The following is an 11,681-nucleotide window of genomic DNA, read 5'->3' as shown; positions in this document are numbered from 1 at the left end:
GCCCCAGCCTCGGCGAAGATACCGACCGTGTCCTGAAACAATATCTCGGCTTCGACGATGCCAAAATCCAATACCTCAGACAAATCGGCGCTATATAGAAGGTTTTTCGAAGAAGACCACGCCATATCGTACAATAGATGGACAAAAAGCGGCCCCGGGAGGGTGCCGCTTTTTGTTCGTTCGCGCAGGTTGTGGCTGCCTGCTATATGGCCTTGAACCGCGGGATATAAACGCCGTCACCAATGTCATCCCACCAAAGCCGGACTTGCATGCCGATATGAATTGAATCAGTCTCGGTTACGTTGCTGATAAAGCGGATACCCGGCAGTTCAGGAAAAGTCACAATGGCGACGATATAGGGCAGTTGATCGCTGACAGCCGGATGGCTGGCATGATGGATACGTGTGAAGCTGAATATTTCGCCAATTTCAGGCGCCTCCTGCCAGTGAACATGCGTTGAGCGGCATTTAGGGCAAACGGGGGTTGGTGGGTGCCGCAGGGTGTGACAGTCGTTGCAGGACTGGAATGCCAGACGGCGGTTCGAACATGCCTCCCAGAATCCGGCATCGTCCATATTTGGTTCCGGTCTTGGCATGGTTTCAGGAAATAAAGACATTACACCCTCCCTAAGATAAGTCCGCCCGACGGGGCCACGCCGAGCCCGCCGGTTACAAGGCAGGTCTGGGCATCTTTTACCTGTGATGTTGATTGACCACGCAGTTGACGCACCCCTTCATTGATGAGATTGACGCCATGGACATAAGCTTCCGAGAGCTGGCCGCCGGACGTGTTGATCGGCAGTTTGCCGCCTTCCCAGCGGATATTGCCCTCTTCGACGAAGGCGCCGCTTTCCCCTTGTCCGCAAAAGCCGAAATCTTCGAGTGCCATCAGCACCAGCCCGGAAAAGTGATCATAGAATTGCGCAACGTCGATATCGCCCGGTGTGAGGCCTGCCTTTGCAAAAAGTGTGCGGGCATTCTGTTTATTGTTTGTAGAACAGTAATCTTCATCGGGCATGTTGTGTGAACCGAGAGGGCCGGTCCCCCAACCCGGGCCGCTGCCATGGGCGGATGCCAGAACCTCAACCACTGGGCCGGGGAGGTCCCGCGCGCGTTCCCGGGTTGTAATCACAACAGCGGCGGCGCCGTCGGTTTCAAGGCAACAGTCATAAAGGCGCAAGGGCTCGGCGATCCAGCGAGAGGATAAATACTGGTCGAGATTGAGCTCTCTCCCTCCCATCACTGCGCGGGGGTTGCGGTTTGCATTTGCCCGTCCGGACAAGGCAATCTCCGCCAGATGCAATTCTGTAATCGGATAGTCATGCATGAACCGCTGAATGAGGGGGGCGAGCATCTGGGCGGGGGCAAAAAAGCCAAACGGGCTGACAAAATTTCCATGCGTCCGCCCCTGGCCAAACTTTCCAAATCGTCGCGTTTGCCCCTGACAGAGGCCGCGATAAACAACGATGGTTTCGGCATGACCCGCCTCTATCGCGGCGCAGGCCTGAGCAACGGCGCCGGTCGAGCCGCCGCCACCGCCGCCCCATACCATGGATGTCCAGCGTACCACCGGAACGCCGAGAGCCACCTGCATCAGCATTGCTTCGTTTGAATCATTTGAAAAAGAAGCAAAGCCATCAATGTCTTCTGGATCGAGATTGGCATCGCGCACCGCGGCAAGGATGGCTTCGGCGGTTACCTGAAACTGGCTGCAGTCCGTTATCCCGCCCCATCGTGTGAACTCGCTCTCGCCGATCCCGACGATACAAGGTTTTTTCGTCGCGCTGGTCATGAATTGCAAACTCCTCCCGGATATTATTCTTATCAATTATTTATAATATAGACATATTAGATATCTCAAATCAACAAATTTTGTAAATCCAGTGAGTGTCTGCATCCGGGCGCTGTAACGGGATTGTGTCATTGGAGTTGGTACGGGTAGGCCTCATTGATGCAGTCGGCAGGAGCCTGGATACGCCGTCGATCATATTGCCCGGGGTGAATTGCCGTTTTGCGTTCGCTATGTGCTAAATTTGCTTGTTGTTCTTGAACTCTGTCACGCTAATCTGGAGTTGGATGTGACTGCGCCATGAGGCGTCAGATAGAGAATATCATTAATTCAGCAAAAGGAACCCGCGTTGATTATGTCAACAGTCGCTGACTATTTATGGCGGAATATCAGTAATCTGGGCGTCAAGACGGTGTTCGGATTGCCGGGGATTACAACCTTGCCGGCGATGGAGGCCATGAGACGGATCGGCGCGCCGGAATTCGTCGTGACGCGGCATGAACAATGTGCAGGCCATATGGCGGATGCCGCGGCCAGGCTCGGTACGAAGCCGGGCGTTTTACTTGTCGACCTTGGTCCCGGACTTGCCAATACGCTGACGGCCGCGCTCGCGGCAATGCGGGATTCGTCGCCCTTGCTGATCATTGCCGGACAGGAACATCAGTCGCTGATTGGCCGGGAAGTCTGGCATGAAATGCCGGAAATTGCCGTGTTTTCGCCGATGTTGAAATATTGCGAGCGAGTTGAGAGCGCCGATGCATTTCCGCGCCTTCTTGACCGGGCTCTGCGTTTTGCGCTGTCGGGACGGCCGGGGCCGGTCCTGTTGAGTGTGCCAAAAAATCTTTGGGATCAGGATATCCGCGCGCCTTTGAAACCCTTTGCCGAAGCCTTCCTGCCGGAACCGGCGGAGGCTGCTATCGACGCCGTTATCGGGCGATTGATGGAATGCGCGCGGCCTGTTGTCGTTGTGGGCGGCGGCGGCCGGCGCCCGGATGCCCGGGAGGCCATCCGGCAGATGTGTGAGCGGTGGGAGATGCCGGTCGTAACCTCGCCAAACGGGCGGGGCGTTCTGCCGGAAGACCATTCGCTTTGTCTGGGGCATGCGGGCCGGTTCGGGCAAACCCATGCGAGTGAGACATTACGCGAGGCCGATCTTGTCCTGTCGCTCGGTTGCCGGCTGGATGATCTGACGACACATGACTGGTCCCTGCTGAGCCTACAGCAGACGATCATTCAAGTGGATGTCGAAGCGGCGATGATTGCCCAGAACTGGCAGGTAGATCTGGCGATCGTAAGTGATGCCGGGGCCTTCTCGCGAAAGATGACAGAGAAGTATCAAAAGCCCTCCTCCGTCTTCTGGGATCTCCGTTCGCGAGCGCGCGACAGGCTCGATAAACGGAATGAATTTTATGCCATTCATGACACAGAGGCGGTCAAGCCGCAGGCGGTGATGAAGGCGCTTGAAACTACGGCATCGGATCATCACACCATTGTTATGGGGGGCGGACGGTTCCAGCAGTTTGCGGGAGAATGGCTGGTGCGGCAGCCGGAGAATTTCTTTTATGCGGCGAACTCCGGCACGGTCGGGTTTGCCCTTTCCGCGGCGATCGGTGCCGCAACGACATCGCCGGACCGGCAGGTTATTTGCATTCTCGGGGATGGGGATTTCACCATGCATTGCCAGGAACTGGAAACCGCGGTTCGTATCGGGGCGAATGTTAAGGTGGTCATTCTCAACGATTTTGCCTTCGGCGCCATGAAAGCCCGTCAGAAAGTCAGCTATGGAACGGAATATGGCAACGCGGATTTTGCGGCGCTTGCAAAATCATTCGGCGCGGAGGGGTGGCGAATTACAAAAGGGACGGAAATTGATGAAACAGTCGGTCGGTTGCTTGAGGCGACAGGTCCGGCGGTGATTGACGTTCATATTGATCTTGAGGAAAACAGATCTCTGCTATTCGGCCATGACATTGGCCAGAAAGAAAAGACGGCGATCCGTTAGATCGAATACGCGCCGGTTAATTTTTCTTCCGCGAGGGTCAGGAACTCCTTGGCTGCGACCGGAAGCAATCTTTCAGAGAGAACGCAGAGGTCAATCGTGCCCCCCGTCAGGGCGGCGGATCGTATCGGCCGGGCGATCAGCTCGCCATTTTCGAGTTCCTTTCTGACAGCGTAAGTATGAAGCAGCGAGATTCCATCCCTGTTTTTTGCGAAAGCACGTAAAGCCTCGATTGAGTTGGTTTCGAGCGTCGGCACCATGGGAACCTTGGATTCCCTGCATGCCTGATCAATCAGATTGCGAATGCCGAACGTTGTGACGGGAATGGCGATGGGACATTTTGCAATCTCTCTCAACTCAAACTGTTCGACCGTGCTGAGTTTATATGACGGGGCCATAATTGCCATGACCGGATCTTTAATTCGCAGCCGATATTCTATTTTATCGAGGGCGGGCGCATTAAATGCCAGTCCGATATCCGCCGTCCCGGACAGGAGCTGTGTCGTCACATCCGCTGCGCTGGCAACAAGCAGTTGAAAGTTGATTTCGGGATATTCCTGCCGAAAGGCGGACACGAGCGGCGATAAAAAAGAACCGATCATGCCTTCGATGGCGGCAATTCTCACGGTACCACGCTTCATGTTGCGGAGTTGCTGTATTTCCGATCCAAGCCGGCGCAGGGCCAGCAGGCTGTCGACAACATATTCGCTGTATATCTCACCCGCCGCCGTCAGCTTCATGCCCCGTGGCAGGCGCTCAAAAAGAACTTCGCCAACCTCTGCCTCCAGCTTTGAAATCTGCCGACTGATGGCCGATGAGGCGACATTCAGATTGTCACCCGCTTCCCGGATTGATCCGGTCCGGGCGACTTCGTGAAAATACCGCAGGACGGTAAGATGCTGCGCATCTCTCGCCTTCGGCATCAGTGACGGGAGGTCTCGATCCATGGGAGTTTATTTACATCCATTCTGTATCGACCGGATTCAGGCATATCGTTGCCAAATTGGCAATAGATTGTTCCATATTATGTACTTGTTGGCAATGATATAAATATGGTTGACTATTTTCAATGTTAATCAAGGCGCTTCAAGCTCGGGGCAGGGTATATGCAATCTTCATCGGACTTTTTGATATTCGACAAGGTAACGAAAGTTTTCGAAAGTCCGGATGGAGGATCGGTCACCGCGCTTGATAATTTTTCTCTAAATGTCGCTGACGGAGAGTTCGTTACGGTCGTTGGGCCCTCCGGATGCGGGAAATCCACATTGCTTAATCTTGTTGTCGGCCTGGATAAGCCGTCGTCGGGTCAGATTCTGATTAATGGCAAACCTGCATGGCAACAGCTTCTGAATATCGGCTATGTCACGCAGGAAGATAACCTGTATCCGTGGCGCACCTTGCGGGAGAATGTCGAATTCCCTCTTGAAATAAGGGGAATGGCGAAATCAGAACGCAGAAAACGAAGCGAAGAACTGCTGCAAAGAGTTGGGCTTGCCGGGTTTGAAAACCGCTATGCGCATCAGCTTTCGGGCGGGATGCGTCAGCGCGGCAATATCGTCCGTGCGTTGTCGTTCGATCCGGGGTTGATCATCATGGATGAGCCTTTTGGTCCTCTTGATGCGCAAACGCGGATTGTGCTGCAGCAACAGCTGCTGGATTTGTGGTTGCAGGACAAGAAGACCGTGATCTTCATTACCCATGATTTGCAGGAAGCCATCGCGCTTGGGGACAGGGTTGTTGTCATGACCGCGCGTCCGGGCAGGATACGCTCCGTCTATGACATCAAGCTGTCCCGGCCCAGAGATCTGCATCACCTTCATGATGATCCTGAATTTCGCACGGCGCTGTCGGATTTATGGGATGAACTGGCGGATGAGGTTTCGGCTGCCAATGCGATGGGGAGATAAGGTTATGTTGGATGCCGGAAAATCCGAACAGCAAATTAAATCCGCAGCCAAAGGCAAGCGGGCATTCGACACGACCCTGATCTGGCAATTGGCCATTCTGGTGGTTTTGCTCGGCTCTTGGGAAATTCTATCGGGACGCCTGTTTGATTCCTTCTGGGTATCCAAGCCAAGCCTGATCATCGGCTATATATACAACTGGTTCGTCAATGGTGACTTCTTCCGGCATCTGAATGCCACGATGACGGAGATAATCGTCGGCTATTCAATCGGGGCGGCCCTTGGCCTTGCTCTGGGGCTGCCAATCGGGCGGATGGAGAAAACGGCAAAAATACTCGATCCCTTCCTGCTCGCCCTGAACGGGATTCCGCGCGTTGCGTTGGCGCCCCTGTTCGTGATCTGGTTCGGCATTGGGATTACGCCGAAAATTGTCCTGGTTTTCACCCTGGTGTTTTTCGTTGTCTTTTATAATTCCTATGCCGGTGTGCGTTCTGTCGAACGACGTTATGTTGACCTTGCATGGGTGATGGGCGCAAGATCTTTCAGCCTTTTTACAAAGGTCATTTTACCGGCGGCCATGCCCTATATCATTCTCGGCCTCAAACTCTCCATTCCCTATGCCGTCATCGGGGCGATCATTGGGGAGTTTATTGCTTCAAGTGAAGGGCTTGGCCACAAAATCCAATTGGAAACAAGCGTTTACAATACAACAGGGACGATGGGCGGCATTGTTGTCCTGATGATCCTGGTTGTCTTTTTGAATTCCCTACTGGCATGGATTGAACGTCGCGCCCTGGCATGGCGGCCGCCGTCGCGTTCAGGGGATGCCGGGGGTCAGGGACTCTGATCCGACATCCGGGCAATCGTACGTAAGCGCAGAAATTGAAATCTGGACCCGACCACAGCTTGAACAGGAGACGAATATGGCGAAGATACAGGGCATTCCCCGCAGATCATTTTTGACAGGAACCGCCGCCACACTGGCGCTGGCGGGAACCATGAGATTTAACCGCACGGCTTTTGCGGCGACCACCCTGCAAAAAATCACGGTGACGCAGGCCGTTACCTCTCTCGCGTTTATCCAGAATTATCTGGCGCGGGAACTGGGCTATTTCAAAGATGAAGGTCTGGATGTCGAAATTGTCGTGACGAACGGCGGCGGCCCGGATGTGCAGGCCGTTATCTCCGGCGATGCGGCCTTTACGATTAATGACGGCGCGCAGGTGCTGCCGGCATTCGTGCGGGGGCTGGACATGAGATGTATCATGGCGACGCTTGACAAAAATCTCATCAATGTCTCCATGGAGAAAGAAACCGCTGAGCGTTTGGGACTAACGCCCGATAGTCCGATCGAGGATAAGCTCGCCGGTCTGAAAGGGCTTAAAATCGGTATTACCCGGCCGGGGTCGTTGACCTGGCAGCTTGCGCGCTTCAATCTGGCGAAGGCGGGGCTCAATCCGGATACGGATGCGACGATTGTCGGCCTTGGCGGCGGCCCGGCTGTCGCTGCGGCGCTTGAGAATAAAGATGTGGACGCCATTTATATTTCCGTTCCGCTCGGCGAGCGTGTCGTCCATGCCGGGAAGGCAATCACCCTGATAGACAACTCCAGCGGTCAGGACCCGAACCTGCCGTCTTTCATGATGGAAGGTTTGTGGACAACGCCGGAATATATGAAGGGAAACCCGGAAACCTGTCAGGCGATGGTGAATGCCCTGCGCAAGGCGTCCCGCTTTGTGCTTGAAAATGATCCGAAGACAATCAGCGAGCCATTGAAACCCGTGTTCGGTGCGTTGGGAGACGAGGTTCTGGAAATCGGCGCCGGGATGGTGAAGGAGGCGGTTTCCGCATCAGGACAGTTTTCAGAGGAAACCCTCGACGTGACGCAAAATGTGCTTCTGCTGAATAAGTCGATTGCGGGCAGTGTGGCATTGGACGATGTGTTCGACGGACAGTTTCTGAAATCATGAGACACCCTCGACGGATCGGCCTGATTGGATTTGGGGCAATAGCGAAAGTTGTCATGGATGTTGTTGACCAACATTCACGCAATACAATTATTGCTGCCGTTCTGGTCAGGCCGGGCGCAGCTTCCATAAACAGCCTGCCGACTGGTTGCCAGGTCGTGGACAAGGTCGAAGACCTTATCGCGCTGGCGCCTGACGGCATTTATGAATGTGCGGGGCATGACGCCGTTCGGCAGTATGGGGCGATGGTTCTCACTGCCGGGGTGGCTTTCTCCATTGTCTCCGTCGGTGTTCTTGCCGATGCCCATTTGAGGGCGTCTTTATATGAAAAAGCCGCCAAAAGCGGTGCCAGAATCTCCATCATTACGGGCGCGATAGCAGGGGTTGAGGCCCTGTCGGCCGCGCGTTTTTCGGGGCTTCAGAGTGTCGAACATACGGTCATCAAACCTCCGGAGGCATGGAAAGGCACACCGGGCGAGCTATTCCTTAAGACCGCCCGACATGGGGAGCCCACGGTTCTGTATGATGGATCTGCGGAAGGGGCGGTCAAGCGATATCCGAAGAATGCCAATGTTATCGCAACGATTGCCCTGGCCGGTCTTGGCTTTGAAAACACGCGGGCGATCCTGATTTCAGATCCGACAACCTCCTCAAATGTGCACTCTCTGAAGGCATTGGGTGATTTTGGCAACCTGTCTGTCGAGATTGCGGGCAACTCATTGCCCGATAATCCAAAAACGTCGATGCTGGCCGCCTATAGCGTGGCCCGGTCCATCATTCTCCGTAGCGGCGAAATCATCATCTGACCGCATCGGCAACTCCCGTAAAGCTGCCAATACTGTTTCTGCCTTTCAAAACAATCCCCCGATGGACCGCCACCGCCAATTCATTTTATATTACGGCCTGAAATAACCGGATTGAGGAAGGGGGAGCCTATGGGCCCGACATCGAACAGCTATATCTCGCAGCGTATAAAGCTTCATTATGCGGACTGGGGGAACCCGGATGCGCCGCCGCTGCTGCTTATACATGGCGGGCGGGATCATTGCCGGAACTGGGACTGGGTGGCGGAAGAGCTGCGGCATGACTGGCATGTCATTGCGCCGGATTTGCGCGGGCATGGTGATAGTGGCTGGTCAACGGATGGCAATTACAGTGTCCAAAGTTATGTGTATGACATTGCACAGCTTATCCATCAAAAGGAGCTGAGCCCGGTAACGATTGTCTCGCATTCCATGGGGGGAAATGTGGCGATCCGGTATACTGGGCTTTACCCAGATAATGTCAGGAAGCTTGTGGCGATTGAAGGTCTCGGGGCGTCTCCAAAAATGATCATCGAAGCGCAGGCGCAACCGGTCGCCAAGCGCTGGCGCGACTGGATTGACCAGAAACGCGCCGCCAGCGCCCGGACGCATCGCCGCTATGCCACGTTTGAAGACGCGCTGGCGCGCATGAAGGCGGAAAACAAGCACCTGTCTGACGCGCAGGCTCTGCATCTCACAACGCATGCGGTCAATCAGAATGAAGACGGTACGTTCAGCTGGAAGTTCGATAATTACATGCGCGTCTGGAGCCCCTTCGATATCAGCCCCGAAGAAGCTCATCAATTGTGGGGGGATATCACCTGCCCGACAATGCTGTGTTATGGCAAGGATAGCTGGGCGTCAAACCCGATGGATGACGGGCGTATAAAATATTTTAAAAATGCGATTGTGAAAAATTATGAAAATGCGGGCCATTGGCTGCACCATGACCAATTTGACAGATTTATCGCAGATTTGAGAGAGTTTTTGTAAATTTTAAAAATGGTGCCCAGGGGCGGTGACGAACCACCGATCGCGGATTTGCAGCCTGGGCGGTGTTTAGGGTCAGGACCCATTACGTTGCACAATTCTGTCTCCGAAAACGGCGAAGCGCAGAATGAAGCAAAGTAATGGGTCTGGCCCTGTATCCTGTTTGACGGTAGCCACATCATAATGCCCGAGATCTGTTTTGTGGCTTCCTGCCCGCTCAGGAAAAGATCTAAGCCGCCTGAATGTCTCTGAGGAAAGTTTCAATGTCTTTCTTTAAGTCATGAGATAAGCGATCCAGAGATTCCGAGGCGGAAAGAACCTGCCCCGCCGCGGCCCCGGTTTCCTGAGATTTCTTGGAAACCAGTTCGATTTTTTCAGAAACTTCATTCGTTCCCACAGAAGCTTCCTGAACATTCCTGGAGATTTCATTGGTTGCAGCCGATTGTTCTTCCACGGCGGAAGAAATCCCCGCAGTCGTGGTCCGTATTGACTGGATAACTTTTCCGATTTTTTCAATCGCACTTACAGTTCCATCGGTGGAAGATTGCATTTCACTGATTTGCAGCGAAATTTCTTCTGTAGCTTTCGCCGTCTGGTTGGCGAGGCTCTTTACTTCACTCGCAACGACCGCAAACCCTTTTCCTGCTTCGCCTGCGCGGGCGGCCTCAATTGTTGCGTTCAGCGCCAGTAGATTTGTTTGTCCGGCGATATCATTGATGAGACTTATTACTTCGCCAATTTTCTTGGCGGAAATGGCTAATTCGTTGACTGTTTGACTGGTGCTCTCCGCCTCTCTAACTGCACTTTCAGAAATTTCGGCCGCTTGCGTGGTTTGTCTGCCAATCTCACCTATAGATGATGTTAGTTCTTCTGCGGCAGAGGCGACAGTTTGTGTATTGGTCGAAGCTTGATTCGCCGCTGCGGCGACTGCGGTTGATAAGGTGTTTGTTCCGTCCGCATTATCCACCAGGCTGTTGGCGGTTGTCTGCAATTCAGTGGCGGCACCAGTTAGTGTCGCTAAAAGCTCAGTGATTTTTGTTTCAAAAGAATTCGTAAGAGCGGAGATCTGTTCAGTCTTTCGCTTTTGCGCCTCGGCCTCTGTCCGTTCTCTATCTCGCTCTTTTTCAAGACGAGCTTCTTCCTCTTTTTGCCGCTCAATAGTGCGCTGATGTTCTAATTCTTGGGCCTTTGCCTGCTCCGCTCTCAGCTTGTCACTCTCGATCAACTTCAATCTGAAGTCTTCCAAAGCCCGGTTCATTTTGCCGACTTCATCGGATTTATCGAGGCCGGGGATCTCCAAATCCAGATTTCCATTGGCAATTTCAAGCATGCATTTCTGCAGTTGCGTAAGCGGAGACAAAACCCGTCTGACAATCAGCCAGCCGGCAACCATCAGTGTGATGACGAGGAGCCCCAGCACGGAGTATGTAATAAGGTTCCAGAAACTTGTGGCGTCTTCGGCCTTTCTGATCACCGATTCCGTACGATTTCCGAGAGCGACAAAAAAGTCGTCAATGGGTTTCATGATCTGAGATTTATATTCGTGGTAATCTTTTGAATGTAACAGTATAGCTGCGCGATCCAGATCTTCTTCCGTCGGGGGTCTCTTAACGGTATATTCCCCGTTTTCTCCCTTGAATACTCCTTCAACGGCATTCATGGCTTCAACTTCAAGGCCAACGAGGCCATCTGATTTGGCGTTGGCCTGTTCAAGCAACTTGAACTCATTTTCCGTGAAACCGGCGTCTTTCATAAGTTGCATCAGAGAAATTGTCTGTCCGGAACCACGGGGTTGAGTATTCCCGCCAGCAACAAAATCCCAATAAATTCTGTGGTAATCGAGGGGACGTGGCTTTTCACCGTTGCGGATACTAACAATATCCTGATATTGCTGTTTGAAGGACGGTTCGCCCGTTACCACAAACACCCGTCCCAGACGCGTTAGATCATCAGAGCTTTGCCGCATCTCATCAGCCAGCAAATAGCTGTCATACTGACTTTTATAACTTTCCGAGATGTCTTTTCCTTTTAAGGAAAGTTGCGTAAAAGCGGCAACCAGCATTGCCATAACGACAACACTGAGACCTGCTATTAATAAAAAAGTGTTCTTTATGGATATGTTCATAATATTTTTGCTCTTTAAAAATCGATTTTTAATATACAAATAGAGCTAATATTCGTTAACATATTGTATATGGAGTTTCATTTTTTGGGGCGCGGCGCGTTTGTT

General features: G+C 53.1%; 10 protein-coding genes. 6 read left to right on the top strand and 4 right to left on the bottom strand.

The window, feature by feature from the left end; all coding sequences use genetic code 11:
- Positions 1-202 precede the first annotated feature (202 nt).
- On the bottom strand, positions 203-574 hold the full coding sequence (locus CMN55_RS15825; protein WP_293951057.1) for a Zn-ribbon domain-containing OB-fold protein: 372 nt from the start codon (positions 572-574) through the stop codon (positions 203-205).
- A 41-nt stretch (positions 575-615) separates the two neighbouring features.
- The gene (locus CMN55_RS15820) at positions 616-1,791 is read right to left on the bottom strand and encodes a thiolase C-terminal domain-containing protein (RefSeq protein WP_293951055.1); all 1,176 of its coding nucleotides are present in this window, start codon (positions 1,789-1,791) and stop codon (positions 616-618) included.
- Between the two features lie 352 nt (positions 1,792-2,143).
- On the opposite strand from CMN55_RS15820, the gene CMN55_RS15815 reads away from it, so the two are divergent.
- Positions 2,144-3,790 carry a thiamine pyrophosphate-binding protein gene (locus CMN55_RS15815; RefSeq protein WP_293951053.1) on the top strand — a complete coding sequence of 549 codons (1,647 nt, stop codon included), beginning with the start codon at positions 2,144-2,146 and terminating at the stop codon, positions 3,788-3,790.
- On the opposite strand, the gene CMN55_RS15810 is transcribed toward CMN55_RS15815, so the two are convergent.
- Complete coding sequence (locus CMN55_RS15810) at positions 3,787-4,734, bottom strand: LysR family transcriptional regulator (protein ID WP_293951051.1); 948 nt, start codon at positions 4,732-4,734, stop codon at positions 3,787-3,789. The two genes, CMN55_RS15815 and CMN55_RS15810, sit on opposite strands and share 4 nt — an antisense overlap.
- Before the next feature lie 159 nt (positions 4,735-4,893).
- On the opposite strand from CMN55_RS15810, the gene CMN55_RS15805 reads away from it, so the two are divergent.
- From CMN55_RS15805 to CMN55_RS15785, 5 genes are all read left to right on the top strand, one after another.
- Positions 4,894-5,694, top strand: coding sequence for an ABC transporter ATP-binding protein (locus CMN55_RS15805; protein WP_293951049.1), 801 nt, complete (start codon positions 4,894-4,896; stop codon positions 5,692-5,694).
- Positions 5,695-5,698: 4 nt separating this feature from the next.
- Positions 5,699-6,538 carry an ABC transporter permease gene (locus tag CMN55_RS15800; protein ID WP_293951047.1) on the top strand — a complete coding sequence of 280 codons (840 nt, stop codon included), beginning with the start codon at positions 5,699-5,701 and terminating at the stop codon, positions 6,536-6,538.
- 76 nt (positions 6,539-6,614) lie between these two features.
- Complete coding sequence (locus CMN55_RS15795; protein ID WP_293951045.1) at positions 6,615-7,661, top strand: ABC transporter substrate-binding protein; 1,047 nt, start codon at positions 6,615-6,617, stop codon at positions 7,659-7,661.
- Positions 7,658-8,464 carry an aspartate dehydrogenase gene (locus CMN55_RS15790; RefSeq protein ID WP_293951043.1) on the top strand — a complete coding sequence of 269 codons (807 nt, stop codon included), beginning with the start codon at positions 7,658-7,660 and terminating at the stop codon, positions 8,462-8,464. The genes CMN55_RS15795 and CMN55_RS15790 overlap by 4 nt, the downstream gene beginning before the upstream one ends.
- A gap of 129 nt (positions 8,465-8,593) precedes the next feature.
- The gene (locus CMN55_RS15785; protein WP_293951041.1) at positions 8,594-9,454 is read left to right on the top strand and encodes an alpha/beta fold hydrolase; all 861 of its coding nucleotides are present in this window, start codon (positions 8,594-8,596) and stop codon (positions 9,452-9,454) included.
- A gap of 226 nt (positions 9,455-9,680) precedes the next feature.
- On the opposite strand, the gene CMN55_RS15780 is transcribed toward CMN55_RS15785, so the two are convergent.
- Entirely contained in the window at positions 9,681-11,576 is a 1,896-nt protein-coding gene (locus tag CMN55_RS15780) for a methyl-accepting chemotaxis protein (RefSeq protein ID WP_293951039.1), read from the bottom strand.
- Between the last annotated feature and the right edge of the window lie 105 nt (positions 11,577-11,681).

It is taken from the genome of Sneathiella sp., assembly GCF_002694385.1.
In the GTDB taxonomy this organism is placed as follows: Bacteria; Pseudomonadota; Alphaproteobacteria; order Sneathiellales; family Sneathiellaceae; genus Sneathiella.
Note: the sequence above shows the minus strand (reverse complement) of the source record. Positions and strands in the feature narration are given on the sequence as shown.

Excerpts from the sequence above, each read along its gene's own strand:
- CMN55_RS15785 (WP_293951041.1), top strand. The coding sequence starts at position 8,594 with ATGGGCCCGACATCGAACAGCTATATCTCGCAGCGTATAAAGCTTCAT.
- CMN55_RS15805 (WP_293951049.1), top strand. The coding sequence starts at position 4,894 with ATGCAATCTTCATCGGACTTTTTGATATTCGACAAGGTAACGAAAGTT.
- CMN55_RS15825 (WP_293951057.1), bottom strand. The coding sequence starts at position 574 with ATGGACGATGCCGGATTCTGGGAGGCATGTTCGAACCGCCGTCTGGCA.
- CMN55_RS15810 (WP_293951051.1), bottom strand. The coding sequence starts at position 4,734 with ATGGATCGAGACCTCCCGTCACTGATGCCGAAGGCGAGAGATGCGCAG.
- CMN55_RS15795 (WP_293951045.1), top strand. The coding sequence starts at position 6,615 with ATGGCGAAGATACAGGGCATTCCCCGCAGATCATTTTTGACAGGAACC.
- CMN55_RS15820 (WP_293951055.1), bottom strand. The coding sequence starts at position 1,791 with ATGACCAGCGCGACGAAAAAACCTTGTATCGTCGGGATCGGCGAGAGC.
- CMN55_RS15815 (WP_293951053.1), top strand. The coding sequence starts at position 2,144 with ATGTCAACAGTCGCTGACTATTTATGGCGGAATATCAGTAATCTGGGC.
- CMN55_RS15790 (WP_293951043.1), top strand. The coding sequence starts at position 7,658 with ATGAGACACCCTCGACGGATCGGCCTGATTGGATTTGGGGCAATAGCG.
- CMN55_RS15780 (WP_293951039.1), bottom strand. The coding sequence starts at position 11,576 with ATGAACATATCCATAAAGAACACTTTTTTATTAATAGCAGGTCTCAGT.
- CMN55_RS15800 (WP_293951047.1), top strand. The coding sequence starts at position 5,699 with ATGTTGGATGCCGGAAAATCCGAACAGCAAATTAAATCCGCAGCCAAA.